This is a genomic window from Stenotrophomonas sp. STEN009, assembly GCF_056760395.1.
In genome coordinates this window covers 1-24830 of sequence record NZ_JBRRES010000027.1, presented here as the reverse complement: position 1 = coordinate 24830, position 24830 = coordinate 1, and the positions used below count along the sequence as shown (strand labels likewise).

General features: G+C 67.7%; 25 protein-coding genes and 1 pseudogene. 8 read left to right on the top strand and 18 right to left on the bottom strand.

Going from position 1 to position 24830, the window contains the following annotated elements:
* Nucleotides 1–146: 146 nt before the first annotated feature.
* Nucleotides 147–473, bottom strand: a pseudogene (locus ACVOMM_RS13265) (winged helix-turn-helix transcriptional regulator); the annotation flags it as partial.
* Nucleotides 474–588: 115 nt separating this feature from the next.
* Between ACVOMM_RS13265 and ACVOMM_RS13260 the strand changes: the two are divergent.
* The 4 genes from ACVOMM_RS13260 (at nucleotide 589) to ACVOMM_RS13245 (ending at nucleotide 3896) form a co-directional block, all read left to right on the top strand.
* Complete coding sequence (locus ACVOMM_RS13260; RefSeq protein WP_481526347.1) at nucleotides 589–1575, top strand: MDR family oxidoreductase; 987 nt, start codon at nucleotides 589–591, stop codon at nucleotides 1573–1575.
* A gap of 26 nt (nucleotides 1576–1601) precedes the next feature.
* A complete protein-coding gene (locus ACVOMM_RS13255; RefSeq protein ID WP_481526346.1) occupies nucleotides 1602–2387 on the top strand; it encodes an SDR family NAD(P)-dependent oxidoreductase in 786 nt (261 codons plus the stop codon).
* A gap of 562 nt (nucleotides 2388–2949) precedes the next feature.
* Nucleotides 2950–3321, top strand: a complete 372-nt coding sequence (locus ACVOMM_RS13250; RefSeq protein WP_065174145.1) for a hypothetical protein — start codon at nucleotides 2950–2952, stop codon at nucleotides 3319–3321.
* Between the two features lie 95 nt (nucleotides 3322–3416).
* Nucleotides 3417–3896 (top strand): SgcJ/EcaC family oxidoreductase, encoded by a 480-nt coding sequence (locus ACVOMM_RS13245; protein ID WP_481526345.1) that lies wholly within the window; start codon nucleotides 3417–3419, stop codon nucleotides 3894–3896.
* A gap of 151 nt (nucleotides 3897–4047) precedes the next feature.
* Here the strand turns inward: ACVOMM_RS13245 and ACVOMM_RS13240 are convergent, their stop codons facing one another.
* The 5 genes from ACVOMM_RS13240 to ACVOMM_RS13220 all read right to left on the bottom strand — a co-directional run bounded on the left by ACVOMM_RS13240 (nucleotide 4048) and on the right by ACVOMM_RS13220 (nucleotide 7131).
* A complete protein-coding gene (locus ACVOMM_RS13240) occupies nucleotides 4048–5073 on the bottom strand; it encodes an NAD(P)H-dependent glycerol-3-phosphate dehydrogenase (RefSeq protein ID WP_053518041.1) in 1026 nt (341 codons plus the stop codon).
* A gap of 19 nt (nucleotides 5074–5092) precedes the next feature.
* On the bottom strand, nucleotides 5093–5611 hold the full coding sequence (gene secB, locus ACVOMM_RS13235; RefSeq protein ID WP_004153553.1) for a protein-export chaperone SecB: 519 nt from the start codon (nucleotides 5609–5611) through the stop codon (nucleotides 5093–5095).
* 100 nt (nucleotides 5612–5711) lie between these two features.
* Nucleotides 5712–6149, bottom strand: a complete 438-nt coding sequence (locus ACVOMM_RS13230) for a rhodanese-like domain-containing protein (protein WP_053518043.1) — start codon at nucleotides 6147–6149, stop codon at nucleotides 5712–5714.
* A gap of 56 nt (nucleotides 6150–6205) precedes the next feature.
* Nucleotides 6206–6631 (bottom strand): hypothetical protein, encoded by a 426-nt coding sequence (locus tag ACVOMM_RS13225; RefSeq protein WP_053518045.1) that lies wholly within the window; start codon nucleotides 6629–6631, stop codon nucleotides 6206–6208.
* A 32-nt stretch (nucleotides 6632–6663) separates the two neighbouring features.
* Complete coding sequence (locus tag ACVOMM_RS13220) at nucleotides 6664–7131, bottom strand: YiiD C-terminal domain-containing protein (RefSeq protein ID WP_053518047.1); 468 nt, start codon at nucleotides 7129–7131, stop codon at nucleotides 6664–6666.
* Between the two features lie 35 nt (nucleotides 7132–7166).
* Here ACVOMM_RS13220 and ACVOMM_RS13215 point away from each other — a divergent pair, with 35 nt between their 5' ends.
* The 3 genes from ACVOMM_RS13215 to ACVOMM_RS13205 all read left to right on the top strand — a co-directional run bounded on the left by ACVOMM_RS13215 (nucleotide 7167) and on the right by ACVOMM_RS13205 (nucleotide 10371).
* Nucleotides 7167–7973 carry a uroporphyrinogen-III synthase gene (locus tag ACVOMM_RS13215; protein WP_053518049.1) on the top strand — a complete coding sequence of 269 codons (807 nt, stop codon included), beginning with the start codon at nucleotides 7167–7169 and terminating at the stop codon, nucleotides 7971–7973.
* 104 nt (nucleotides 7974–8077) lie between these two features.
* Nucleotides 8078–9064: a uroporphyrinogen-III C-methyltransferase gene (locus ACVOMM_RS13210; RefSeq protein WP_279942037.1), complete on the top strand. Its 987-nt coding sequence runs from the start codon at nucleotides 8078–8080 to the stop codon at nucleotides 9062–9064.
* The gene (locus tag ACVOMM_RS13205) at nucleotides 9061–10371 is read left to right on the top strand and encodes a heme biosynthesis HemY N-terminal domain-containing protein (protein WP_053518053.1); all 1311 of its coding nucleotides are present in this window, start codon (nucleotides 9061–9063) and stop codon (nucleotides 10369–10371) included. The genes ACVOMM_RS13210 and ACVOMM_RS13205 overlap by 4 nt, the downstream gene beginning before the upstream one ends.
* Before the next feature lie 97 nt (nucleotides 10372–10468).
* Here the strand turns inward: ACVOMM_RS13205 and ACVOMM_RS13200 are convergent, their stop codons facing one another.
* A complete protein-coding gene (locus tag ACVOMM_RS13200; protein WP_111186508.1) occupies nucleotides 10469–11764 on the bottom strand; it encodes an acetyl-CoA C-acetyltransferase in 1296 nt (431 codons plus the stop codon).
* Nucleotides 11765–11857: 93 nt separating this feature from the next.
* Here ACVOMM_RS13200 and ACVOMM_RS13195 point away from each other — a divergent pair, with 93 nt between their 5' ends.
* Nucleotides 11858–12745 carry a hypothetical protein gene (locus tag ACVOMM_RS13195; RefSeq protein WP_128989265.1) on the top strand — a complete coding sequence of 296 codons (888 nt, stop codon included), beginning with the start codon at nucleotides 11858–11860 and terminating at the stop codon, nucleotides 12743–12745.
* A 151-nt stretch (nucleotides 12746–12896) separates the two neighbouring features.
* Here ACVOMM_RS13195 and ACVOMM_RS13190 read toward each other — a convergent pair whose 3' ends face one another.
* The 11 genes from ACVOMM_RS13190 to ACVOMM_RS13140 form a co-directional block, all read right to left on the bottom strand.
* Nucleotides 12897–13517 (bottom strand): superoxide dismutase family protein, encoded by a 621-nt coding sequence (locus ACVOMM_RS13190; protein ID WP_481526344.1) that lies wholly within the window; start codon nucleotides 13515–13517, stop codon nucleotides 12897–12899.
* 32 nt (nucleotides 13518–13549) lie between these two features.
* Nucleotides 13550–14116 carry a superoxide dismutase family protein gene (locus ACVOMM_RS13185; protein WP_053518061.1) on the bottom strand — a complete coding sequence of 189 codons (567 nt, stop codon included), beginning with the start codon at nucleotides 14114–14116 and terminating at the stop codon, nucleotides 13550–13552.
* Nucleotides 14117–14209: 93 nt separating this feature from the next.
* Nucleotides 14210–15658 carry a nitrogen regulation protein NR(I) gene (gene ntrC / locus ACVOMM_RS13180; RefSeq protein ID WP_065174140.1) on the bottom strand — a complete coding sequence of 483 codons (1449 nt, stop codon included), beginning with the start codon at nucleotides 15656–15658 and terminating at the stop codon, nucleotides 14210–14212.
* A complete protein-coding gene (locus tag ACVOMM_RS13175; protein WP_053518064.1) occupies nucleotides 15651–16712 on the bottom strand; it encodes a two-component system sensor histidine kinase NtrB in 1062 nt (353 codons plus the stop codon). The genes ntrC and ACVOMM_RS13175 overlap by 8 nt, the downstream gene beginning before the upstream one ends.
* Before the next feature lie 65 nt (nucleotides 16713–16777).
* Nucleotides 16778–18823 (bottom strand): TonB-dependent receptor, encoded by a 2046-nt coding sequence (locus tag ACVOMM_RS13170; protein ID WP_481526343.1) that lies wholly within the window; start codon nucleotides 18821–18823, stop codon nucleotides 16778–16780.
* A gap of 82 nt (nucleotides 18824–18905) precedes the next feature.
* Nucleotides 18906–19187 carry a hypothetical protein gene (locus ACVOMM_RS13165; protein ID WP_481526342.1) on the bottom strand — a complete coding sequence of 94 codons (282 nt, stop codon included), beginning with the start codon at nucleotides 19185–19187 and terminating at the stop codon, nucleotides 18906–18908.
* Nucleotides 19188–19331: 144 nt separating this feature from the next.
* Complete coding sequence (locus ACVOMM_RS13160; RefSeq protein WP_065182072.1) at nucleotides 19332–20285, bottom strand: alpha/beta fold hydrolase; 954 nt, start codon at nucleotides 20283–20285, stop codon at nucleotides 19332–19334.
* A 184-nt stretch (nucleotides 20286–20469) separates the two neighbouring features.
* Complete coding sequence (mltA, locus tag ACVOMM_RS13155; protein ID WP_481526341.1) at nucleotides 20470–21630, bottom strand: murein transglycosylase A; 1161 nt, start codon at nucleotides 21628–21630, stop codon at nucleotides 20470–20472.
* A 144-nt stretch (nucleotides 21631–21774) separates the two neighbouring features.
* Entirely contained in the window at nucleotides 21775–22521 is a 747-nt protein-coding gene (locus ACVOMM_RS13150; protein WP_065182073.1) for an N-acetylmuramoyl-L-alanine amidase, read from the bottom strand.
* Nucleotides 22522–22658: 137 nt separating this feature from the next.
* Nucleotides 22659–24086 (bottom strand): ammonium transporter, encoded by a 1428-nt coding sequence (gene amt, locus ACVOMM_RS13145; protein ID WP_053520267.1) that lies wholly within the window; start codon nucleotides 24084–24086, stop codon nucleotides 22659–22661.
* 22 nt (nucleotides 24087–24108) lie between these two features.
* Entirely contained in the window at nucleotides 24109–24447 is a 339-nt protein-coding gene (locus ACVOMM_RS13140; protein ID WP_004134334.1) for a P-II family nitrogen regulator, read from the bottom strand.
* Nucleotides 24448–24830 lie beyond the last annotated feature (383 nt).

Below are 24830 nucleotides of genomic sequence, written 5' to 3'. Positions count from 1 at the left end.
AGAAGCGGACGTACTCAATGAGCGACCTTCTGCGCGGCATGTACGGTGCCCTCACCCTCCATGGCGGCACTCTGCGCCCCTTTCTTCCTGCGCTTCACTGCGTTTGCCGAAGCATCGCAGCCGCATTCAATTGGCGGTAACCGCTGCTCATATTCTCTGTAATTCTCTCCCCATTCCCGCAGGCTCAGCATTACTGGCGCAAGAGTGCGCGCAAGTTCGGTCGCTTCATACTCAACACGAGGCGGAACTTCAGCATATACATGGCGATTGATGAGGCCGTCGGCTTCCAGCTCCCGCAGCTGGAGCGTCAACATTCTCTGGGTTGCGGTGGGAATCAGCCGGGTCAATTCCATGAAACGCTTCTTTCCCATGAGCAGGTGAAACAGCAACAGTGGTTTCCAGACCCCACCAATGACGGAGAGGGTCAGCTCTACGGCACACCCGCTTTTGGGATCCAGTCGTTTGGTACGCATGCGTCTTCTCCAGGCTCATAGGCACACGGATGATAGTAAGGGCGATAAATGTACGTTCTTACGAACATCGCCGAGCACGCCTATATTCGCACCACACACACCCCAAGGATACGCCGTGTCATTCAGTGCTCTGGTCTCCGACCGATCCGCAGACCGTCCGGTCACCACAGACGTTCAGCAGTTGGAAGAGTCTTCATTGGGAGATGATGCCGTCACCGTACGGGTGGCGTGGTCCAACCTGAACTACAAGGATGCGATCGCCCTGGCCGGCATGCAGATCATCCAGAAGTTTCCGCTGATTCCAGGCATTGATTTCGCCGGCACGGTCGAGTCTTCGGCAGACCCGCGCTTCAGCGCGGGAGACACGGTTGTGGCAACGGGCTGGGATCTCAGCCAGACCCACCATGGCGGCTTCTCGCAGCTTGCTCGAGTTCCGGCCGACTGGCTGGTAAAGCTTCCGGCTGCCATCGACGCACGTTCGGCCATGGCAATCGGAACCGCAGGCCTCACGGCCATGCTCAGCGTGCTGGAAATTGAACGACACGGCGTCAAGCCAGGCGATGGGGACGTACTGGTCACGGGTGCATCGGGTGGTGTCGGATCCGTCGCCGTGGCCCTGCTATCCGGCCTGGGCTATCGAGTTGTGGCGTCTACAGGCAAAGCAAGCGAGGCGAACTATCTGAAGTCGCTGGGCGCTGCTGACATAATTGATCGCTCGACGCTGTCCGCAGAGGCTCCCCCGGTTCAAGCCGAGCGTTGGGCGGCTACGGTAGACGCGGTTGGCGGCCGTACTCTGGTCAACGCCCTGGCGCAGACGCGGTATCGCGGTATCGCCACTACCTGCGGGTTCGTCGGCGGGCGCGAGCTGCAAGGTACGGTTCTGCCCTTCATTCTGCGCGGAGTGACCCTTGCCGGTATTGATTCCGTCCGCGCACCCGCTGAACTGCGCGAGCAAGCATGGCGGCGGCTTGCCGCTGACCTGGACCTGGCCAAGCTGGCATCAACCACCCGGGAGATCAGTCTGGGCGATGTTCCGGCTGCCGCCGCGCAGATGCTTCAAGGCAATTCGAAAGGCCGTACCTTGGTCGATGTCAATCGCTGATGAATCACTCCAATCAGGATAAGACGATGAGTTCCCAATCTGTTGCACTCGTCACTGGCGCCGCCACTGGAATCGGAGCGGTGTACGCGGACCGCCTCGCGCGTCGCGGCTACGGCCTGGTACTGGTCGCGCGCGACGCACAGCGGCTCGGCTCGCTCGCCGATGCGCTTCGGGCTGAGACCGGCGTGCCGGTGGAGATCATCCCCGTTGACCTGACGCTGCCGGAAGGGCTTGCCGTGGTCGAAGCACGCATCGATCAAGGTGATATCGGCCTTGTGGTGAACAATGCCGGTATGTCACTCAAAGGCGGAATGCTCGAGAACGAGCCGGCAGCGCTGGAGAGAATCATCGCGTTGAATGTCACCGCACCGACCCGCTTGTGTGCTGCGGCAGCCCGCGCGTTCCTGCGCAGAGGCGAAGGCGCGATCATCAATCTGTCGTCCGTGCTTGCACTGGCGCCAGAGATGTTCGAAGGCGTCTACAGCGGGACCAAGGCCTATCTATTGAATCTCAGTCAAGCGCTGGCGGCGCAACTGGGGCCTTGCGGAATCTACGTCCAGGCAGTCCTGCCTGGCGCGACCCGCACGGAACTCTGGGAAAAGGCGGGGCGGAGCATGGACGAGTTTCCACCTGGCTTCCTGATGGAGGCTGGTGCGATGGTCGATGCTGCGCTGGTGGGCTTCGACCGCCGCGAAACGGTAACCATCCCTCCGTTGCCTGACGAAGCACAGTACCTGGCCCTTCAGCAGGCCCGCCTGGCAATGGCGCCCAACCTCTCACGCAGTGAGGTCGCCGCTCGCTACCTTCGCTGAGAGGACGCACCGATGACTGACTCAGCGGATCTACGCATGGATGTCGACGCAGTCGGAAGCACGTCATGGCGAGCGCGACTCTTGCGTTCTGACGAAAGCCGCGCAGGCGATCTGCGCTCGTCTCACCTGTCGCAATCGTCCAGGTTTCGTGGCGCCCTTAAGCACTCAACCACGACTCGTGTCGCAGATTCCCCGAATGCGTGAGGCCCTTGCGCCATCAACGTCTGCGACTACTTAACCGTGTGCGAGGATGCTGAAAGCGTCGAGCATCGTGGGTTGAATACAACTCGGCTCATTGGCGTTGCGCAGTGACACAGGTACAGATGCGGTGCCACCCCAAAAGGTGGCCGGGTTCGAAATCCCGGATTGATGCCGAGTGTTTGCGCTTGCCAGCCGACGTCACCTTGCGTGGCGTCGGCTGGCAATCCGTCTGCCGGTCATGGCGGGCGGTGCGTGGGGACCTTCGGGTCCACCGGTTTGGCATCTACCGGATTTCGAACCATGTACCGCCCGCCACCTTTATCCGTGGCGGCTACCGTCTGTCCTGCACGGAGCCTCATCAATGACCACACCCGAGTTTCCCCCTCCGCATTCCGACAGCGCGCCGGCCAACGACGCCGATGCGACCCCCCAACAGTCCCCGTCCGACCCCAACACCTTCATCGCCACGCTGAAACGGATCGGCAGCGGCGCAGCCGCCGATGGCCTGCCCTGGCCGGAACGCCATCCGCTGCCTGGCCGTCAGCTGGCGCTGGCCGATGCCGACTGTGCGCACGCCGGCCTGCGGGTGGCGCTGGAGATGCTGCTGGCCGCCGAGCGTGTCCGGCAGAACGGGCCGGAGGAGCAGTACGTGGGCGATCGCGTGATGGAAGGACTGGTGATGGCCTGCCTGTCACTGTCAGTGCAGGCCGGCACCTTGCTGCGTCCGGGCTGACAGGGAGGTTTCGCGCACCTCGGCCGCGCGATCCGGGGCCGGCCCGTGTGGTTATTCTTGCGGCCAGGCTTCTGCCACCGCCCGGGACTCTTCGCATGCGCCACCCCTTCCATGCCGCGATCCTTCTTGCCACCGTGCTGCTGGCCGGTCCTGCCCTCGCGCAGCACGCCAGCAGCGCACCGCCGCCCGCTGAACGCCTGCCCGACGTGGCACTGCCTGCGGCACTGGATCGCGTGCTGCGCGACTACGAGCGGGCGTGGAGCGCGGGCGATGGCAAGGCACTGGCGGCGCTGTTCGCCGAAGACGGATTCATCCTGCAAAGCCACCAGCCGCCGGTGCGCGGGCGCGACGCGATCGCGGCCGCCTACGCCGGACAGGGTGGAAGCCCGCTGCGCCTGCGTGCGCTGGCGTACGCGGTGGACAGGAGCACGGCCTACATCATTGGTGCCTACACGTTTGGCGGCAACGTCGGCGATACCGGAAAGTTCACGCTGACGCTGAAGCGCGCGGGCGATGGACCCTGGCTGATCTTCTCGGACATGGACAACGGCAACGCGCCGCCACGGGCGCGGTGATCGGGCGTTGCAGTGGATCCACGCCATGCGTGGATATGCTGCACGCGTGATGCCAAGCAAGCTTGGCACCCACCAAAGCCTGTGTCCGGTCCGGCACCCGCATGGGGTACTCCCTGATGAAAAAACCCCGGCGCATGGCCGGGGTTTTCGGTTACTTGAACAGCGTGTCCGGATATTCCGGTTTCTGTTCGCGCGCCAGCAATGCGCGCAGGCCCTCTGCCGGGGTCTGCTCGCCGTGCAGTACGGCGCGTACGCCATCGGAGATCGGCAGGTCGATGCCGTGTCGGCGTGCCTGACGCATCACCTCATCGGCCGTCTGCACCGATTCGACCACCTGCCCGATCTCGCGCACGGCATCCTGCAGCGTCTGCCCGCGGCCCAGGGCCAGGCCCAGGCGGCGGTTGCGCGACAGGTCGCCGGTGCAGGTCAGCACCAGATCGCCCAGGCCCGCCAGACCCATCAGGGTTTCCGGCTTGGCACCGATCGCCGCGGCCAGCCGCAGCATCTCGTTGAGGCCGCGGGTGATCAGGCCGGCACGGGCGTTGAGGCCCAGCTGCATGCCATCGGCAACGCCGGTGGCCACGGCCAGCACGTTCTTCATCGCGCCCCCCAGCTCGGCACCAACCATGTCGTCGCCGGTGTAGGCACGGAACGCCGGGCCATGCATCGCTTCGGCCACGGTCTGCGCGAACGCCGGCACGTCGCCGTGCACGGTGATCGCGGTGGGCAGGCCCTGGGTGACTTCCTTGGCGAACGACGGCCCGGTGACGACAGCCAGCGGCACGTCCTCGCCGAGGATCTCGCGCGCGACTTCATGCAGGAAACGGCCGGAGCCGGGCTCGAAACCCTTGGTCGCCCAGGCCACGCCGGCACCGGCCGGACGCAGCGGCGCCAGCGCGCGCACGGTCTCGTTGAACGCGTGCGACGGGGTCACCACCAGGATCCAGGCGGCACCGTGCACCGCCGACGCCAGGTCGGTGGTGGCATGCAGGCTGTCCGGCAGCGGGATGCCCGGCAGGTAGCGCGGATTCTCGTGGCGCTGGTCGATGGCCTCGACCACGGCGGCATCACGCCCCCACAGCACGGTCGGATGACCGTGCCGGGCGAGCAGGCTGGCCAGCGCGGTTCCCCAGGAACCGGCGCCCAGCACGGCGATCTTGTCAGCGGTAGTGCTCATCCGTGACGTCGCGGCGGATTCAGGCGTTGCCGGCCGGCTCGGAGTCAGCCAGCGACGGTGCGTCGCCCTGCTCCTGGCGCTGGCGCAGGGTTTCTGCGTACAGGCCTTCGAAGTTGATCGGCTGCAGGAAGAACGGCGGGAAGCCGCCGGCCTGGATCAGATCGCTGACCAGCTGGCGCACGTACGGGAACAGGATGTTCGGGCACTGGGTGCCGAGCAGCACGTCGATCGACTGCGGGTCCAGGCCGACCAGGCCGAACACGCCGGCCTGCTTCACTTCGGCCACGTAGGCGGTGCGCTCACCGGCCTGGCAGGTCAGGGTGACGGCCAGCACGACTTCGAACGCGTTCTCACCCAGGCGCTGCACCTGCTGGTTCAGATTCAGCTGCAGCTCCGGCTGCACCTGGTCATTGAAGATGGTCGGTGCGTTCGGCGACTCGAAGGAGACGTCCTTGACGTAGATCTTCTCGACGGTGAAAGCGGGGCCGGTAGCGGCATCGACCGGCGCAGCGGCGCCGTTGGTGATCTCTTCGGACATTTCCAGTAACTCCAGGTGAATGCAATGAAAACTAGGGTCGAATTACTGCGATGGGGGCGGCATCAGGCCCATACAAGGCCGGATCCGCCACCTGCGGCAATCAGTTGCGGCCCTTGACCAGCGGCAGTTCGGCCTGCTGCCAGGCGGGAATGCCGCCCTCGAGCACGAAGACCTTTTCGAAACCGGCCTTCTTCAGCGCCTTGGCGGCGGTTTCCGATGCGTTGCCGTTTCGGCACACCAGAACCACCGGCGCCTGCTTGGCGCTGGCCACGAGCTTGTGCTCCGGGCCGAACGCGCTGGCCTGCGCATTGCGGCTGCCGGCGATGTGGCCCTTTTCGAAGTCACCGCTGGCGGACAGGTCCACCACCACCGTGCCGCCCGCATTCATCAGCTGGGTCAGTTCGGCGGGCTTGATGCCCTTGAAGCCCCGGAACAGGCGGCGGATTTCGGTGACGATGAGGGCCACGGTCAGGCCGACCAGGGCCGCGGACAGCATCGGGTTTCGGCCTGCAAAGGCCAGCAACTCTTCGTAATTCACTCAGGTCACGGGTCGATAAGCGGGCGCCGATTGTCGCACAAGCCGGACGCGGCCCGTCACTGCCCCTGCCACAGATCCGGCAGGCCACCGGCCTGCCACCAGCGCTTGGCCTCGGCATCCCAGCGCCACCGCTCGGTCACCACCACGGTGCGCTCGGCCTGGGTGTTCTGGTTGATGACGCCGATTTCCACCCGGCGCTCGACCTGGCCATCGGGCAGCGAGGCGCTGCTGCGCTCGCGGTAGGAGGACACCCGCAGCTGTGCATAACGGTTGAGCTCGAACTCGGTGGGCGGCTTTTCCTTGCGCAGCACCGGATCCAGGTAGCCGATGGCGTCGTCCATGCTGCCCCAGCGGATCGTCGCCCCGTAGGCGATCTGGGTCTCTTCCAGCATCTTGCGCTGCTTGCGGCTCAGCTCGTCGGCACCGGCCATGGCGCTGACCAGCAGCAGGGAACACAACAGGATCTGGATGAGGCGGCGCATCAGGGGTTTCCGCAGGGCGTCAGCCTGCCATCCTACCCTTTGGCGAAGGCAACGAAGCGACCGCTGAACTCGGCAGCGGCCCGGCCGTCGGCGGCCGGCTGGGTGGCGATGATGCTGATGCGGGCCTTGCGACGCTGGCGGAAGGTGGCCAGGAAGGTGTCCCAGGCACCGCTTTCGGCCGCCTCGGCCTGCGCGTGCAGGTCTTCATAGACCGGTGCCAGGTAGCGCAGGTTGCTGTCGGCCACGTAGACCTCGGCGTCGTGGCCGGCCAGGCGCAGGCGCAGGCTGACCAGCGCCCAGCCGGACAGGGTCAGCACCGAGGCCAGGCTGCCACCGAAGGCGTTGCCCTTGTCGTTGACGTTCGCCGTCAGCGGCGCGGTGATGCGCAGCACGCCATCGGCATAGCCGTCCAGGCGGATCTGCATGGCACGGACCGCAGGCATGCAGTCCAGCACCTCCTGCAGGGAGGCCAACGAGGAGCTCAGGGCATCAACGGACATCGGAGCAGCAACCACGACAACGGCGGGCCCGCATAATGCAGGCAATGGATGACCATACGATACCCACTGGCAGCGCGTGCCGCGGCGCGGGCTGGACGCTGATCTCGCTGCGTCCGCAGGGCCAGCATGCGGCGCTGCGCCGCGCCGTTGCTGGGCTCGGCGGGCAGTTGGTGGCGCTGTCGCCGTGGCGGCTGCAACGCTTGCAGGGCCCTGCCGTGGTGCGCCAGCTGCAACGCGCGCTGAACTGCGATCGGGTGGTGTTCACCAGCCCCGCAGCCGTCACGGCGGCTGCCGCGCTGCTGCCGCTGCGCCCGGCGCAGCACAGCCCGTGGCTGACGGTTGGCGAGGGCACCACACGCGCGTTGCAGGCGCACGGCATCAGCGAGGTCCACGCGCCGCAGCGGATGGACAGCGAGGGGTTGCTGGCCCTGCCTGTACTGGCGGCGGTACAGGGCCTGCGGATCGGGCTGGTCACCGCGCCCGGTGGCCGGGGCCTGATTGCCGCCCGGCTGCAGGCGGCGGGTGCCAGCATCGAACGTGCCGACGTCTATCGGCGCCAACCACTGCGCCTGTCGCCTCGCGCCCTGTCACGGCTGGGAGAGTGTTCTGCGCCCTGGCTGATGGCGGTCAGCAGCGGTGAAGCCCTGCAACGTGTGTGGGAGCAGCTGTCGCCGCAGTGGCAGCAGCGGCTGCAGGCCCATGCCACCGCGCTGGTCGCCAGCGAACGGCTGGGCGTGCAGGCGCAGGCGCTGGGCCTGCGGGTGGTACGCAGCGCGGGGCCGACCACCCCGCAGTTGATCGCCGCTGCACACACCACGCTCACCGGGCCGGCAGCGACCTGAACAGGGACGTGGGTCACGCTTGCCGCTGTCGTCGGCAACAGGGATGCTGTGCCTGACGCTGCCTGCCGGAACCCTTCCGGCGACGCCGCCGACAAGGAAGCCTGATGAACGACACCGCCCCCGTTTCCCCACCCCGCCGCTCCCTGCGCTGGCTGCTGCCGCTGGCGGTGGTGGCCGTGCTCGGTGCAGGGGGCTATGCCGGTTGGCGTTTCTGGCAGCAGCAACAGCATGAGCAGGAAGCACAGTCGCGGACGATGGCGGTGCAGTTGCAGGGCCTGGAGGCCACGCTGGATGCGCTGCGTCGCGACCAGCGCGCAACCAGCCAACGCCTGCAGGACGCGGCCGCAACCAACCGTGTGCTGCGCGACGAGATGCTGGGCCTGTCGCAGCGCAGCGCGCTGCTGGAGGAAAACCTCGCCAAGCTCGCCGACAGCGCCAACCAGGGCCGGCAGGCCGTGCAGCGCGACGAGGCCGAACTGCTGCTGACCCAGGCCGCACAGCGCTTGAACTACGCCGACGATGTCGAAGGTGCCCGCCGTCTTTATGCACAGGCCGCGACCGCGCTGGCCGCGCTGCCCGACAGCGAGGGCCTGAACCTGCGCCAGGCGCTGGTACAGGAGCGCGATGCCCTCGATGCGTTGGGTGCCGGACCCCGCGTTCAGGCGCTGCAGCGACTGGATGCGTTGGCCGGCGCCCTGCAGGGGCTGCCGACCCAGGTGGCCAGTACGCCGGCCGGCGACCAGACGCGACCGTGGTGGCAGGCCGCTTTGGCGCCCTTCGTCGATATCAGCCCGAGCCGCCAGAACGGTCCGCTGACCGCCGCCGAACGGCGCAACGCCGACGATGCACTGCAACTGGAACTGACCCTGGCCCGGGCGGCGATCGAGCGCGGCGACCGTGCCGGCCGTGACGCCGCGCTGTCGCGCGTGGAGCAGTGGGCACAGCGGCGCTGGCCGGATTCACCGGCCCTGCGCGCGCAGCGTGCTGAACTGCAGGCCTTGCGCGAGCTTCCCTTGCAGACCAGCAACACCGTCCTAGGCAGCACCCTGCAACAGCTGCGCACCCAGACCGACCGGAGGCTACCCGAATGAAACCCCTGCAATCCCTGGTCGTGCTGTTGCTGGCCGTGGCCATTGGTGTGGTCGCCGCGCAATGGCTCGGCACCGACGATCTCAACCGCTACGGCGAAGTGATTCTGCGCTATGGCGGCTACGACTATCACAGCAATCTGCCGAAGGTGGCGCTGCTGACGGTGATTGCAGTGCTGGTGCTGTGGCTGCTGTGGAGCCTGATCGCCGCACCGTTCCGTGCGTGGGGCCGCTACCGCCGCAAGCAGGGCCGGGTGCGCCTGATCGATGGCCTGCAGGCTTACGAGCACGGCCAATGGCAGCGTGCGGAAAAGCTGCTCGACGGCGCCGCCAAGGATCCGGAAGTGAGCGCGGTGGCGCTGGCCAATGCCGTGCGCAGTGCACAGGCACGTGCTGACGCCAGCGCAGGTGAGGCGCTGCTGCAGCGGCTGGGTGAATCCGATGCCACCCTGCAGGCGCTGCTGCGCGCCGAGCAGCTGCTGGCGCGCGACCTGCCGGTGGACGCGATCAACGTGCTGGATGTGGCCGCGATCCAGCCGCTTCCGCCGCGTGGCCTGTGGCTGCGCACCGAGGCACTGGCCCGCGCCGGTCGTGCGCACGAAGCGTATGGACAGCTGGGCGCCCTGCGTCAGAGCAAGGTGCTGCCGGCCGAATCCAACAGCGAACTGGAAGCGCGCCTGGCCGCGCAGGCGCTGCTGGAAGCGGCCGACGTCAATGCGTTGGCCGCGCAGTGGGAAGCCACGCCGAAAGCGCTGCGGCCGACCCCCGACGTGGTGGGCGCCTATGCCAGCCGCGCGGTGGCGCTGAACTGGGACGAGCCGGCGCTGCTGGCGCTGGAGCACGCCCTGGACCAGCGTTGGGACGACGAACTGGTGGCCCTGTATGGCCGCCTGCCCGCCGAACGCCTCGCCACCCGCCAGGCCAACCTGCAGCGCTGGCGCAACGTGCATGACGATTCGGCGGCGCTGCGCCTGGCACAGGGCCGCGTCGCCCTGGCCCAGCAGCAATGGGACGCTGCCGATACGTTCCTGCACGAAGCGATCGCCAGCGGCGCCGGTGCCCCGGCCTGGGAAGCGCTGGGTGAGCTGTTCGCCCAGCGGGGTGAACATGCCCTGGCTGCACAGTGCCTGGCCAACGCGCTGCGCCTGCAGCGCGGCGAGGACAGTGTGGCGCTGGTGCGCACGGCAGGGGCCGGTGCCGATGAAGTGCCGCCGCGCGCCACCGTGGAAGATCTGCCGACGGTGCCGCAACCCCCGGTGTACAACGCCAACGAAGAGCGCGACGAGTTCGGCAACCCCCGTCTTCCCTGATCGGTGCAGTGCCGGCGAAGGATCGGCACCCCACCGGGTCCGCAACGAAAAAGCCGCCCATCCGGGCGGCTTTTCCATGTACAGCCTTCTGCAGCGATCAGCGCTCGACGATCGCCACCACGCCCATGCCGCCTGCCGTGCAGATCGACACCAGCGCGCGGCCGCCGCCGCGTTCGGCCAGCTGCTTTGCGGCCGTGGCGATCACACGCGCACCGGTAGCGGCAAACGGGTGACCGGTAGCCAGCGACGAGCCCAGCAGATTGATCTTGTCCGGATCGATGCGGCCCAGCGGTGCCTCCAGGCCCAGCCGGTTGCGGCAGTAATCCTCGCTCTCCCACGCGCGCAGGGTGCACAGCACCTGTGCGGCAAACGCTTCGTGGATTTCGTAGATGTCGAAGTCCTGCAGGGTCAGGCCATTGCGCTTGAGCATCTCAGGCACGGCCACGGTCGGTGCCATCAGCAGGCCTTCGCCGTGCACGAAATCGACGGCCGAGACATGCGCATCGCGCAGGTAGGCCTGCGGCTCGTGCCCGTGGGCGCGGGCCCATTCCTCGCTGGCCAGCAGCACCGCCGCGGCACCATCGGTGAGCGGCGTGGAGTTGGCGGCGGTCAGGGTGCCGCGGCCGGACACCTTGTCGAACGCAGGCTTCAGCGTGGCCAGCTTTTCCAGCGAGGTATCCGGGCGCAGGATGTTGTCGCGCTCCACGCCGCGGAACGGCGCGATCAGGTCGTTGAAGAAGCCACGCTCATAGGCGGCGGCCAGCTTCTTGTGCGAGGACACCGCCCACTCGTCCTGCGAGTCACGCGAGATGTTCCATTCCTTGGCCATGTCCTCGCAATGATCGCCCATGCTCTTGCCGGTGCGCGGTTCGGCCACGCCCGGGAACTCGGGCTTGAGTTCGGAGAACTTGAAGCCGGAGGTCAGCGCGCGGATCTTGTCGCCGGTGCTCTTGGCGCGGTTGGCGGCCAGCAGGCGTGCACGCAGCTTCTTGCCGTACACGATCGGCACGTCGGAAGTGGTGTCCGACCCGCCGCCGATGCCCGATTCGATCTGGCCCAGGGCAATCTTGTTGGCGACGGTGATGATGCTGTCCAGCGACGTGCCGCAGGCACGCTGCAGGGTGATGCCCGGGGTGAGCGGCGACAGTCCGGAGGACAGCGTGGCTTCGCGGCCCAGGTTCCAGTCGCTGGAGTGCTTGATTACCGCACCCATCGCCACTTCACCCAGCTGCTGGCCGTGCAGGCCGAAGCGTTCGACCAGCGCACCCAGCGTGCGTACCGACATGCCGAGGTTGCCGACATCCGAATACGCGGTGTTCTGGCGGCAGAACGGAATGCGGACGCCACCGAGAATGGCGACGGGACGAGCGTTGGGCATGGAGATACCTGGCATGGATGAGGGTGTCTGCAACATGGCCTGCACGACAGAGCAGGCATAATGGGGCCAAGTGTAGCTGCCGCCCTGTGATGGGCCAACCGTGGAACCATGAGCAAACCCGACCCCGCGATGAATGCCCTTGGCGTGCTGGCCCTGGAACTGGCCGGCGGCGAGATCCCCCGCCAGGCGGTACTCAGCGCAGACCAGGCCGGTGAACTGGCCGAGCGCGTCGGCCGCGACCTGTCCAAGCTGGTACCGGCCGTGGCCGAGCTGGACCTGGTCCTGGCCGCCGCCCATTTCGACCCGGCCGAAGTGCTGCGCCCGGGCTGGCCGATCCATCGCCGTCTGGAAGAACTGCAGATGCGCGCGCCGGGCCGCAACCAGGGCCCGCGGCTGCTGGCCTTCGGTACCGATGCCAATGGCGATGTGCCGCTGCCGTTCCAGGCCGATGCGACGCTGGTGGGTGGCGGCCTGCGTGTGCTGCCGTTCCTGCTGACCGGCAGTGATGTGGCGACCACCCGTGCGGTGGCCGATGCGTTGGAAGAGGTGCTGCTGGCCAATGGCATGGCCCATGCCGATACCGCGCTGATGGCGCAGAACAGTTTCGGTGCCCGCATCGAGCATGCGCGCTATTTCACCGTGAACGATCTGGCCGCGATGATGTCGATGCAGTACGACAACCAGGGCCTGGCCGCGCTGTGGCCGTTGATCGAGACAGCGATCATGGCGCCGGGCGAGGATGAATGGCTTGAGGCCGCACCGGAGCCGTTGCTGCGCTACAGCCATGGCGAGGCGCGCATGGCGTTGTTCGATCCGGCCGGCTGGTGCGCCCACTACAGTCATGACAGTGGCGACTGCGATCGCCTGCAGGGCATCTATGAGCAGTTCCTGATGCGCCAGCGGCAGATGGCGGCAGTGCTGGAAGCACACGGTGTGCCGGTGCTATTCGTGCATTGCGAGGCGGGACAGGACGCGCGCGAGTTGCTGGCGCGCTGAAAAGGAAACGGCGGCCGCGTGTTGTAGAGCCGAGCCCATGCTCGGCTCAGGCCGCCGGAAAAGCAGCCGAGCCTGGGCTCGGCTCTACAGAAAGGGATGCAAAGAAAAACGCCGGCCTGCGCCGGCGTTTTCCAATCCAGCGGGGCCGGCCTTACGGGGCCTTCTGGATCACTGCGCAGGCCAGGCGCGCACCGGCGTTGCCGGTCGGCTGGCTGGTGTAGTCATCCGGATCGGCGTGGACGATCAGGCCACGGCCGATGATGTCGAAATCATCGCCCTTGCCGATGTTCACGTTGCTCGACACCGGGCCATCGATGGTGGCCACGCCCTTGTCGTCGGCCTTGATGTTGGGCATGTCGCCACCGTGGTGCGGGTCACTGGCCACGCTGCCATGGTCCTGCTTGCCCGGGTTGAAATGACCGCCGGCGCTGGTGCCGTCCGGCGCACTGCAGTCGCCCTTCTCGTGGATGTGGAAACCGTGTTCGCTGCCGGGCTTCAGGCCACTGATCTGGCCCGTGACGTGCACTTTGCCGTCAACCCGCTTGAAGGTGACGCTGCCCTTGGTCTCGTTGCCCTGGGTGGGTGCCAGCTCGGCCGTGGCCGAGGCATCGGCGGTGGACGCCGGTTCTGCAGCGGGCGCCGGTTGGGTGGTTGCGCTCTCGGCCGGCGCGGCCGGCTGCGTCTCGGTCTGCGGGGTGTCGGCCGGCTTGCCGCAGGCCGCCAGGCCCAGGGCGGCGATGGCCGCGAACAGCGAAGTATGGATCAGACGCATGGATGCTCTCCTTGGAATATGGCCGGCGGCGATCAGCGCGTCACGCGGATCACGCCGCAGGCGATGCGAACGCCGGCATTGCCGGCAGGCTGGCTGCGATAGTCATCGGCATTGGCATGCACGACCAATGCGCGTCCTGCGATATCGGTGGCGGCGCCTCCGCCCAGAGTAACGCCCTTGAGGTGGATGTCGACGTTGGCGCGGCCCTGGGCATCGGCACGCAGGTTGTCGATGTCGCCCAGGTGATGCGTGCCGGCACCGGCGCGACCGTGCGCGACCCCGCCGGGATTGAAGTGATTGCCCGCACTGCTGGCATCCACAGCGCTGCAATCACCACGCTCGTGGATATGGAAGCCTGCCTGCTGCATCGGCTGCAGGCCACCGACCAGGCCGGTGATATGTACGCCTGCCGGTTCGACCTTCAGCACCAGCCGGCCACTGACGATGCTGGCCGACGCCGGGGCCAGATTCGCCTCGGCCTGCTGTGCGGTACTGGTCACGACCGGCGGCGGTGGCGTGGGCTGCGGCTTCGGCGTACTGCCACACGCGGACAGCAGCGCGGCGGCGGACAGCGGAAGAAGGGCAGGTAACAGGCGCATCGAAGACTCCTTGCAGGTGACACTACGGACGGCATCGTCCATGAGGGATCAACGGTTCGGCAAGCGGATGCGAGGATCGCGTGCAGGGACCGTTCAATGGGGGCCGCGGCGGCGGCCTGCGCCCAGCTTGCGGGTCAGCGTGTTGCGGCCCAGGCCCAGCCGCGCCGCTGCTTCCGCGCGGCGACCGTGGGTGATCTGCAGGGCAGCGTCCAGCAGGGCGTGATCGACGCGCTCGCGCACCTGCGCATGCAGCCCTTCCACGCCCTCCGCCAGTTGCCGCCGCGCCCACTCCGACAGCAGCGCCTCCCACTGCCCCGGGTCGGTGCCGCCGGTGCTGCTGCGCCGGGTGCGTGCCCGGTTGAGCGCGGTATCCACGTCGGCCACGCCGATGGTGTCGGCGGCGGCCAGTGCGGCCATCCGCCAGCACACGTTCTCCAGTTCGCGCACATTGCCCGGCCAGTCGTGCTCGCGCAGCGCCTGCAAGGCAGCGGCGGTCAAGCGCTTGGTCGGCGTATCCAGCCGGCGTGCGGCCGCCGCCAGGAAGGTGGTGGCCAGCTGCGCGATGTCCTCGCGGCGCTCACGCAGCGGCGGCAGCTGCAGGCGCACCACGTCCAGGCGATGCAGCAGGTCGGCGCGGAACAGCCCCTGCGCCACCCGTCCTTCCAGGTCCTGGTGGGTCGCTGCGATCACGCGCACATCGACGCGGATCAGTTCGCGACCGCCGACACGGAAGAACTCGCCCTGCGCCAGCACGCGCAGCAGGCGCGTCTGCAGCGGCAGGGGCATGTCGCCGATTTCATCGAGGAACAGGGTGCCACCGTCGGCCTGCTCGAAGCGGCCGATGTGCCGGCGCTGTGCGCCGGTGAATGCACCGGCTTCATGGCCGAACAGTTCACTCTCCAGCAGCTCGGCGGGAATGGCGGCGGTGTTCAATGCCACGAACGGGCCCTGCGCACGCGGCGATTCGCGGTGCAGCGCGTTGGCCACCAGTTCCTTGCCGGTGCCGGTTTCACCGGTGATGAGCACCGCCAGCGGCGCCTGCGCGAGCCGGCCGATGGCGCGGAACAGCGCGCGCATCGGCGGCGTATCGCCAACCAGCTGCGGCGACGGGTCGGCGGAGGCCTCCGTGGCCGGTACCGGCGCGGCCAGTGCCGGCGCGACCGCCGGCAGCACGCGCTGGGCCAGCGCTACGGCGTCATCCAGATCGAACGGCTTGGACAGGAATTCGTGCGCGCCGCCGCGGAAGGCGCCCGCCGTGCTGGCGACATCGGTGTAGGCCGACATCACCACCACCGGCAGCTGTGGCAAGGCAGCCTTGAGCTTGTCGAGCAGCACCAGGCCGTCATCGCCGGGCATGCGCACATCGGTGAACAGCAGTGCCGGCGGAGACCCCTCGGCCAGCGCCTGCAGGGCGGCGGCGGCGCTGTCGAAATCATCGACCCGGTAGCCCGCCTCGCGCAGCGCGGTGCACAGCACGAAGCGCACGGCGCGGTCATCGTCGACCACCCAGATCCGCTGGGGTGAAGGGGACGCGTCAGACATCGCGCGGGGCCTCCTCGGCCGGAACGGTGCCGCTGCCGATCGGCAGCAGCAGGGTGAATACGGTGTGGCCGGGCCGCGAGCGGTAGGTCAGCGTGCCGCGATGCTCGCGCGCGACCTGCTGGGCCAGCGCCAGGCCCAGGCCGGTGCCTTCGGCGCGACCACTGACCAGGGGCAGGAACAGATGTTCGGCCAGCTCCTCGGGTACGCCGCGACCGTCATCGGCGATCTCCAGCCGCAGCGCCAGCGTATGCAGCCGCTCGGCAACCCGCGCACCATGCTCCACGCGCGTGCGCAGGGTGATGGTGCCCGCGCCGGCCTGGATCGCATTGCGCACCAGGTTCCACACTGCCTGGGTAAGGCGGTCGGCGTCGCCATCCAGCTCGGGAATGCTGGGGTCGTAGTCGCGTTGCAGGCGCACCGCCCAGCCCGCTTCGTTCTCGGCCAGGCGCAGCACGCGCTCCAGTGCTGCATGGATGTTCAAGGCGGCATGCGGTGCGGCCGGCGCCGGCGACAGCAGCTGGTCAAGCAACCCGTTGAGGCGTTCGATCTCCGAACCGATCAGCTCGATCAGTTCGCGCTCGCTGGCATCGCGCTGTGCGGCACGGCGCGCCAGCAGCTGCGCCGCGCCTTTGAGGCCAGCCAGCGGGTTGCGCAGTTCGTGGGCCAGGCCCTTCAGCGCCGCGCTGAGTGCGCTCGGCAAGGCCTGGGTGGGATCAAGCCCGGGGAACTCATCGACCGGATGCGCCTCCAGCAGCCAGCCGCCATCATCACGGCGGCTCATCCAGCCTTCGGCGAAGCGGGGTGCCTCTCCCGGTACCGCCAGTGCCAGCCGGTGCAGGCGCAGGCTGTCACGCTCGTCGCGGGCCAGGAAGTGGGCCAGCGCCTCGCCCTGCACCTCCAGCGCCGCCAGGGGCTGGCCCAGCAGGCGACGGCCGCTGACGCCCAGCCAGCGGCCGAAGGCCGGATTGCAGCCGGTGATGCGGCCGTCGGCAGCGGCCCAGGCCAAGGGGGTACCCAGGGCATCGAGGGACGGTGGCGGCGCGGGGTCGGACATTGCACCAATGTAGTGCAAAAGCGTGGCAGATGCGTTCCTTCCGCAGCCCGAAGCGCCCCGCCGGGCTACAGCTTCATGCTGAGGCCGACGAAGACGGTGCGGCCGGGGGCAGGCGAGAACATCGGCCGGGCACTGTCCCAGAAGAAGCTGTCGTACCACGCGTAGGCGTACTCGCGTCCGGTGACGTTCTTCAGCTGCAGGTCCACGCTCCAGCGCGGATTGATCCGGTACGCGGCAGTAAGGTCGAGCACGGCGAAGCCGCCGAACCTGCCGGCCACGTTGCGCTCTTCCAGGTAGTAGTCGCCCTGCGCGCGCGCCTGCAGGCCCAGCCGCAGTGCCTGGCTGACCTGGTAGTCCACGCCCAGGTTGCTGATGTGGCGCGGGGTGGCGGCCACTTCGCGACCCTGCAGGGACACGCCGGGGGCGCGGTTGTCGCGGGTGATCTTCGCTTCCTGGTACGCATGCGAGGCCCACACTGTCCAGTCGTCGCCCACCTGCAGGCTCAACTGCGCGTCCACGCCACGGCGCCGGGTCTTGCCCAGGGTGACGGTGGTGCCGGTGGCCGGCATGTTGGATACCTCGTTCTCCGCATCCTGCTGCCATGCCGCCAGGCGGGCCTGGGCGCCGTCAAAGGGCTGGAACTTCAGGCCCAGCTCCATGCCGGTGTTGGTGGAAGGACGCATCGGCGTCTGCCCGGGCGTGAGATAGGCCGGCGCGGTGGCGCCGGTCAGCACCTGGAACGTGCGGCCCCAGTTCGCGTAGACGTGGGTGGTGTCGCCCAGGCTGTGGATGACGCTCAGCTTGGGCTGGCCGATGGTGCCGTAGTCCTGCAGCCGCCCGCGGGTGCCATCCATCAACCGCGTGCGGCCACTGAAGCGGTCCACGCGATAGGCCGGCACGATCTTCCAGGCGGCGGCTGGCTGATAGATGGCCTGCAGATAAGCGCCCACGTTGTCGAAGCTGTGGCGGTCGTCGTTCTGCACGCGGGCCGGCGGGCGGGTGAAATCGGTGGGTTCGGCGTAGGCATACCGCTCGCGGATGTAACCGTTGTCCTGCTGCTCGTAGTTCAACCCGCTCTCCACCGTCAGCGTGGCTGCGGGCTGCCAGGTAAGCGTGGTGAGCAGGCCGGCCTGGCGCTCGTCCCACAGCCGCCGCTGGCGCGGCAGGTTGCCGGTGGGCAGGTCGCTGAAGGTCACGCGCCGATCGTCCTGGTAACGGTTGTAGTACAGCCGGGTGCCGAGAACGAGCGCGTCGGACAGCTTCAGGTCCAGATGCGCGGCGAACTGGCGCATGTCGCGGTCGTCGCCGTCATGGGCGTTGCGCAGGTCGCTGCCACGGCGGTGCGTGCGCAGTTCCTCGGCCGTCATGAAGCCGGGCTCGTCCGCCTCGTGGTGATAGGCGCGCGCGGTCAGGCCCACGCGCAGGCCATCGTCCAGTGAACCGTAGAACCACTTGCCACCCAGCGAATACTTCCTGGAGGTGTCGTGCTCGCGATAACCGTCGCTGGCCTGGGTGCCGATGAAGTAGTTCTGCGCGAAGCCGTTGGATTCGCGGCCCACCGCCAGCTGCGCATCGCGCGTGTTGTAGCTGCCATAGGCCAGCCGTGCATCGGTGTAACTGCCGCCCTGGCGAGTACCGAAGTTCACGTTGCCACCGATGTTGTGCAGCCCATAACGCGGATCGTTGGTCCCGCGCACCACCTCGATGTAGCTGATTTCCAGCGGGAACAGCATGTCGATGAAGCGCTGGTTGCCGCTGTTGACGTTGCTCGGGATGCCATCGATCAGGGTCTTGATGGCATTGAGGTAACCCTCGCCATTGAAGGCGCGGAAGCTGACCTTGCCCGACTCGGCACCCTGGCGTGTTTCGGTCAGCTGGATGCCGGGCATCTGCCCCAGCAGTTCCCAGCTGTGGGACACGGTGCGGTCTTCAATCTGGTCTGCGCCCAGAACGTCAACGGAGGTGAGTACCTGGTGCGCGCTGAGGGCGCCTTCCCGGTGCTGGTGGACATCGACCTTGCCCAGGGTGAGCGCCGCGTCGGCTGACTGCGCCAATGCGTCAGGGGCAAGGGGAGCCGCCGCCAGGGCGGCCAGCAGCGTGGGGGTCTTCATGGGGGAGGAGATGGAGTGCCAAAAATGAAACTTTATAACATTTCAGTTCTGGCAGCCATCGGGGGCGCCGGTCTGCCGGCCGTCAGGCAGACGGATAACCGGTCGCTTCCTTGGCCTTCTTCCACGCGATTTCAAATTCGCGCGCGCTGATCTCGTCGTCGGAATCGAAATCCAGGAACGAGACGGGCTGGTCGGCCAGCATGAAACGGTCATCGCTCTGGCCGTTTTCATCGGCCCATACCAGCTTGGAGCCGTAGATCTCCACCTGGCGGACGATCCTGTCGCCCCGTGCTTCCATCAGCACGTTGCCCTTGCCGAGGCCCGATTCGGCCCAGTGCTTGTAGTACTTCTTTGCGTTCTTCATTGCCGGAGTCCTGGCTGTGGAGGCAGCCGGAGAGTTCAGAGGGCGGCATTATCGCCCAGCGGGCACCGCAGGGGCCCTGCGATGACCTGCCATGCGCCCGTCGATCACGGCAGAAGGCCCCGGCTCACCGCCGGGGCCCTGCACTCACTTCTGCTGCAGGAAGGCCAGCAGGTCCTGGTTGACCTTGTCCTTGTGGGTTTCGGTCAGGCCATGCGGCGCACCCGGGTAGACGATCAGGCGGGCGCCCTTGATCAGCTTGGCCGACATGCGGCCGGCAACGTCGATGGGCACGATCTGATCGTCATCACCGTGGATCACCAGCGTCGGCACGTCGAACTTCTTCAGGTCCTGGCGGAAATCGGTTGCCGAGAATGCGGCGATCGAATCGTAGGTGTTCTTGTGCCCGCCCAGCATGCCCTGCGCCCACCAGGCGTCGATCATGGCCTGCGAGACCTTCGCGCCCGGGCGGTTGAAGCCATAGAACGGGCCGGAGGGAATGTCGCGGTACAGCTGCGAGCGGTTTTCCAGCTGCGCCTTGCGCAGGCCATCGAACACTTCGATCGGTACGCCGCCGGGGTTGTCGGCGGTCTTGAGCATGAGCGGCGGCACCGAGCTGATCAGCACGGCCTTCTTCACCCGGCCGGTGCCATGGCGGCCGATGTAGCGCGCCACTTCGCCCCCCCCGGTGGAGAAGCCCACCAGCGTCACGTCATGCAGATCCAGCGTGTTGATCACCGTGGCCAGGTCATCGGCATAGTGGTCCATGTCGTTGCCTTCCCACGGCTGGCTGGAGCGTCCATGACCGCGGCGGTCATGCGCGATCACGCGGTAGCCATGGTCGGCCAGGAAGATCATCTGCGATTCCCAGCTGTCCGAGTCCAGCGGCCAGCCGTGGCTGAAGGTGACCACCGGGCCATCCTTCGGACCCCAGTCCTTGTAGTAGAGCTGCACGCCATCGGCGGTGGTGAGGGTGCTGGCGGTACGGGCGACGGCGGTGACGGCGGTGGAGGGCGCCGCTTGCGCAGCCTGGGCGGACAGGCCGGCCTGCAGGGACAGAGCCAGGGCAGTGGCGGCCAGGGTGCGGGTGACGGTGTTCATGGTGGAATCTCCTGCGAAGTGAGTGGGTTTCGACAGGTCCACTTTGCGCCCCTTTCCGGGACTGTTTGCTACGTAAAGTCCTTAAAATTTGACCATTCGTCCGCCAATCCCCATGGCCCGCGACCGCTACCTCGCGCGGGCATCGCCGCGGCCCGGTCAGCGGTCAGCGGTCAGCGGTCAGCGGTCAGCGGGCCGGCAATGCCACACCCTTCGGCCACAGCATCCACAGGCTGCCCTGCTGCTTCATGTCGCCGGCCAGCTTCCCAGCGGCATCACCGGTGCCCCAGTACAGGTCGGCGCGGACTTCGCCGGCAATGGCGCCACCGGTATCCTGCGCGGCCACCGGGCGTACCAGCGGCGTACCGTCCGGACGGGTGGTCGACAGCCACAGCAGGCTGCCCAGCGGTACCACGGTGCGATCCACGGCAACGCTGTAGCCGGCAGTCAGCGGTACGTTCAACGAACCGCGCGGGCCTTCCGGGCTGTCGGCGCTGCGCACGAAGAACACGTAGCTGGGATTGCTGCGCAGCAGCTCCGGAACACGCGCGGGATTGGCCTTCGCCCACGTGCGGATGGCGTCCATGGTGACGTCTTCCTTGCGCAGCTCGCCCTGCTCCACCAGCCAGCGGCCGATGGCGCGATAGGGATGGCCGTTCTGCTCGGCGTAGGCCAGCCGCACCTGCGTGCCATCGGCCAGGCGCACCCGGCCCGAGCCCTGGATCTGCAGCAGCTGCAGGTCCATCGGATCGGTCAGCCAGGCCAGTACCGGCGCCTTGGCACCCTTGCCGGCGATGGTGCCTGCGTCGTCATAGGGCTTGAGTACCTTGCCGTCCAGGCGGCCGCGCAGGCGCTTGCCCTTCAGTTCGGGGTAGACGCTGTCCAGCTGCACCACGATCAGATCATCGGGGGTGCCATAGACCGGCACTGTTGCCGTGTCCGTGCGGCTGAGGCTGCCGGGGTAGATCGGCTCGTAGTAGCCGGTGATCAGGCCTTCGGCCTGCTGGCCACCCGCACGCAGCGCATAGACGTCCAGATCACGCTGCAGGAACTGGCGGATGGCGGCCGGGTCCTTGTCTGAAACCGCAGCGGCTGTGGCGCAGGGTCTGGCCCAGACCGCATCGTTCTTCAGGCGGGTGCAGCTGCTGCGCCAGGCGACGAAGCCGGCCTGCAGGTCGCTGTCCGAGACCGGTGGCAGCGCATTCCATTCAACCCTGGCGTAGGTGGCCGCAGCGGGCGTGGCAGCGGCAGGCGTGCCTGGGCGGGTGCCGGTGGTGGAACACGCGGCGAGCAGGGCTGCACCGAGCAGGAGGAGCAGCGCGCGCGGCAACGACTTAACAGTGATCATGGTCGCAATGTAGTGGGGCGGGTGCTGGCCCGGCAACCTCATGCAGGTGAAGCGCCGGCCCATGGCCCGCGGAAAGCGGATCCCGCGCTGTGCGCTCGCCGGGCATGGCCCGGCGCTACCGGCATTCCGACCCGGCGCTGCCGGTCACGGCGTCTGCAGCAGCAGCGAGTACAGGATGCGCGCGTCTTCCGCATCCAGCGTCTTCGGCAGATCATCGCTGCCACGGAATCGACGGTGGAACGCGGCCACCGCCGCGTCCCTATCCTCCAGCGGGTAACCGAAGCGGGCCAGCGCATTCCAGGCATCGAAGCCTTCCGGTGCGGGACCATCGCTGGCACGCGGCCACACGCCGAAGCCGGCCTCTGCCAGCTGCTGCCACGGGAAGAAGCGGCTGGGATCCTGCTTGCGCGTCGGCGCCAGGTCGGCGTGACCGATGACCTGCCGCGGCGGAATGTCCAGGCGCGCGGTGAGGTCGCGCAGCAGCACGATCAACGATTCGATCTGCGCCGCGCTGAAGGGTGTGCGGCCGTTGTTGTCCAGCTCGATGCCGATGGACGCCGAGTTGAGGTCGGTGATGGTGCCCCATCGGCCCGTGCCGGCATGCCAGGCACGACGTTGATCGCTCACCAGCTGGTAGCGATGGCCATCGGCGCCGATCAGGTAATGCGCGCTGACCCGGCCGCCACTGTTGGCGGTGCGCAGCGTGCGCAGGCTCTGCTGCACCGAATCCTGTTCGGTGTGGTGGATGACGATGATGACCGGCCCCCGCGCGTTGTGGTTCGGCGAGGGCACCCAGGTCGCGAGCGGATTGCGCGGCTCCGGCGGAGCGGACGCACAGGCGGCCAGCAGCAGGCAGGCCGAGAGCAGCAGGGACGTGCGGATCGGGTGCATGCCCCTGATTGTGCGCGATCGGGATGGATCGTGCATGGAGGCGCACGCGGCGCGTGGCCGGTGCCCTGACGGACGCAGCCGGGCATGGCCCGGCTGCACAGCGTGCGGGCGGCCCTTCCGGACCGCCCGCCCCTGCATCAGGCCTCGTACGCGGATTCGCCGTGCGAGGTGACGTCCAGGCCGGTACGTTCGGCCTCTTCGGTCACGCGCAGGCCGACCACCACCTTCACCAGCAGCAGGATGACCGCGGTCACCACGGCGGACCAGACCACCGTCAGGCCGACGCTGACCACCTGCACCCACACCTGGTGGCCGATATCCAGATCGGCCTTGGTGCCGCCCAGCGACTGCGCACTGAACACACCGGTGAGGATCGCGCCGACGATGCCGCCGACGCCGTGCACGCCGAACACGTCGGCCGTGTCATCCACCTTCAGCAGGCGCTTGAGACCGGTGACGCCCCACACGCAGACGGTGCCGGCGACGAAACCAATGACGATGGCCCCCAGCGGCCCGACCGTGCCGCACGCGGGCGTGATGCCGACCAGGCCGGCCACCGCGCCGGAGGCCGCACCCAGCGCCGACGGCTTGCCCTTGCCGATGGCTTCCACCAGCGTCCAGCCCAGCACTGCGGCGGCGGTGGCCAGCACGGTGTTGAGGAAGGCCAGCGATGCCACGGTATCGGCCGCGGCGGCGGAGCCGGCGTTGAAGCCGAACCAGCCCACCCACAGCAGCATCGCGCCGATGTAGGTGAACGGTACGTTGTGCGGCTTCAGCGCGGTCTGGCCGTAGCCGAGGCGCTTGCCGACGAACCACGCGGCGACCAGGCCGGCAACGCCGGCGTTGATGTGCACCACGGTACCGCCAGCGAAGTCGATCGCGCCCAGCTCACCCAGGTAGCCACCGCCCCAGACGATATGCGCCATCGGGATGTAGCTGAAGGTGAACCACAATGCCGAGAACAGCAGCACCGCACGGAACTTGATGCGCTCGGCGAAGGCACCGACGATCAGCGCGGTGGTGATGCCGGCGAAAGTCGACTGGAAGGCGACGAACAGATAATCCGGCAGGCCCGCGATCGGCGTGTTGCCCACCGAGTCGGGCGTGAAGCCCTTCAGGAACGCGAACTCGGTGAATGAACCGAAGAACGGATTGCCGGCGCTGAACACCGCGCTGTAGCCGTAGGACACCCACAGCAGCAGCACCAGCGAGAACACCACCAGGATCTGGCTCAGCACGGACAGCACGTTCTTCGAACGCACCAGGCCGCCGTAGAACAGGGCCAGGCCCGGCACCACCATCAACAGCACCAGCAGGGTGGAGGTCAGCATCCAGGCGACGTCGCCGTGATCGAAGGCCGGGGCCGCAGCCTCGGCAGCCGCGGGAGCGGCGGCGGCCGGTGCCTGCAGCGGCTCGACCGCTACCGGTTCACTGCTCAACGGTGTCACCTGGGCCTGGGCGTGGGCGTTGCCCGGCCAGACGCCCGCGGCCAGCGCGCTGAGCAGCATCAGCAGGCACACGAGATGGAACCGGGCTTGCCACCCGGTAAGAAGGCGCATCTTCATTGGGGGAGTCTCCGGAAGGGGGTTACAGCGCGTCTGCACCGATTTCGCCGGTGCGGATGCGGATGACCTGTTCGACGGCGGTGACGAAGATCTTGCCGTCACCGATCTTGCCGGTACCTGCCGACGATTGGATCGCCTCGATCACCGCATCGGCGCGCTCGTCGGTGACCACGGTTTCGATCTTGATCTTGGGCAGGAAATCGACGACGTACTCTGCGCCGCGGTACAGCTCGGTATGGCCCTTCTGGCGGCCGAAGCCTTTCACTTCGGTCACGGTGATGCCCGACACGCCAGCATCGGAGAGGGCCTCGCGGACCTCGTCGAGCTTGAACGGTCGGATGATGGCGGAGATCAGTTTCATGCGCATGTCCCGATGGTGGATGGGGCCAGCGCGCCAACGCGCGATGGCATCAGGCAACCACGGGGCCATCACATCGATGGCCGTGGCTGTTGCACCGGACACGAACGGGGCCGGGACGGTCGTGCCTCTCTCCTTGCACGACCGACGCGGGAGGGAGGGCGGCCCATGTCGCGTATCCGGTCTCTCTTGCCCCTGGATCAACGGACCCACGGTCCGCTCTACCACGGTGGGCCGGAGCCCACCCTGCGGCTCCCCAGCCGCAAAGATCGGAGGCGATGGGGGGGGGGGGGGGGGGGGAGCCCCCCCCCCAACCCCCCCCGGGAAAATGGGGATTTAACCCGGGATTACAAGCGGGGGGGGGGCGCGCGGGACATTGGGAACTA

What these genes read in the sequence shown, in the direction of transcription:
- ACVOMM_RS13160 (WP_065182072.1), bottom strand. Translation starts at nt 20,285, where the DNA reads ATGAACACCGTCACCCGCACCCTGGCCGCCACTGCCCTGGCTCTGTCC.
- ACVOMM_RS13255 (WP_481526346.1), top strand. Translation starts at nt 1,602, where the DNA reads ATGAGTTCCCAATCTGTTGCACTCGTCACTGGCGCCGCCACTGGAATC.
- ACVOMM_RS13185 (WP_053518061.1), bottom strand. Translation starts at nt 14,116, where the DNA reads ATGCGCCTGTTACCTGCCCTTCTTCCGCTGTCCGCCGCCGCGCTGCTG.
- ACVOMM_RS13195 (WP_128989265.1), top strand. Translation starts at nt 11,858, where the DNA reads ATGAGCAAACCCGACCCCGCGATGAATGCCCTTGGCGTGCTGGCCCTG.
- ACVOMM_RS13215 (WP_053518049.1), top strand. Translation starts at nt 7,167, where the DNA reads ATGCAGGCAATGGATGACCATACGATACCCACTGGCAGCGCGTGCCGC.
- ACVOMM_RS13190 (WP_481526344.1), bottom strand. Translation starts at nt 13,517, where the DNA reads ATGCGTCTGATCCATACTTCGCTGTTCGCGGCCATCGCCGCCCTGGGC.
- ACVOMM_RS13175 (WP_053518064.1), bottom strand. Translation starts at nt 16,712, where the DNA reads ATGTCCGACCCCGCGCCGCCACCGTCCCTCGATGCCCTGGGTACCCCC.
- ACVOMM_RS13200 (WP_111186508.1), bottom strand. Translation starts at nt 11,764, where the DNA reads ATGCCAGGTATCTCCATGCCCAACGCTCGTCCCGTCGCCATTCTCGGT.
- ACVOMM_RS13140 (WP_004134334.1), bottom strand. Translation starts at nt 24,447, where the DNA reads ATGAAACTGATCTCCGCCATCATCCGACCGTTCAAGCTCGACGAGGTC.
- ACVOMM_RS13220 (WP_053518047.1), bottom strand. Translation starts at nt 7,131, where the DNA reads ATGTCCGTTGATGCCCTGAGCTCCTCGTTGGCCTCCCTGCAGGAGGTG.
- secB (WP_004153553.1), bottom strand. Translation starts at nt 5,611, where the DNA reads ATGTCCGAAGAGATCACCAACGGCGCCGCTGCGCCGGTCGATGCCGCT.
- ACVOMM_RS13225 (WP_053518045.1), bottom strand. Translation starts at nt 6,631, where the DNA reads ATGCGCCGCCTCATCCAGATCCTGTTGTGTTCCCTGCTGCTGGTCAGC.
- ACVOMM_RS13205 (WP_053518053.1), top strand. Translation starts at nt 9,061, where the DNA reads ATGAAACCCCTGCAATCCCTGGTCGTGCTGTTGCTGGCCGTGGCCATT.
- ntrC (WP_065174140.1), bottom strand. Translation starts at nt 15,658, where the DNA reads ATGTCTGACGCGTCCCCTTCACCCCAGCGGATCTGGGTGGTCGACGAT.
- ACVOMM_RS13240 (WP_053518041.1), bottom strand. Translation starts at nt 5,073, where the DNA reads ATGAGCACTACCGCTGACAAGATCGCCGTGCTGGGCGCCGGTTCCTGG.
- ACVOMM_RS13210 (WP_279942037.1), top strand. Translation starts at nt 8,078, where the DNA reads ATGAACGACACCGCCCCCGTTTCCCCACCCCGCCGCTCCCTGCGCTGG.
- mltA (WP_481526341.1), bottom strand. Translation starts at nt 21,630, where the DNA reads ATGATCACTGTTAAGTCGTTGCCGCGCGCGCTGCTCCTCCTGCTCGGT.
- ACVOMM_RS13170 (WP_481526343.1), bottom strand. Translation starts at nt 18,823, where the DNA reads ATGAAGACCCCCACGCTGCTGGCCGCCCTGGCGGCGGCTCCCCTTGCC.
- ACVOMM_RS13245 (WP_481526345.1), top strand. Translation starts at nt 3,417, where the DNA reads ATGCGCCACCCCTTCCATGCCGCGATCCTTCTTGCCACCGTGCTGCTG.
- ACVOMM_RS13250 (WP_065174145.1), top strand. Translation starts at nt 2,950, where the DNA reads ATGACCACACCCGAGTTTCCCCCTCCGCATTCCGACAGCGCGCCGGCC.
- ACVOMM_RS13165 (WP_481526342.1), bottom strand. Translation starts at nt 19,187, where the DNA reads ATGAAGAACGCAAAGAAGTACTACAAGCACTGGGCCGAATCGGGCCTC.
- ACVOMM_RS13150 (WP_065182073.1), bottom strand. Translation starts at nt 22,521, where the DNA reads ATGCACCCGATCCGCACGTCCCTGCTGCTCTCGGCCTGCCTGCTGCTG.
- amt (WP_053520267.1), bottom strand. Translation starts at nt 24,086, where the DNA reads ATGAAGATGCGCCTTCTTACCGGGTGGCAAGCCCGGTTCCATCTCGTG.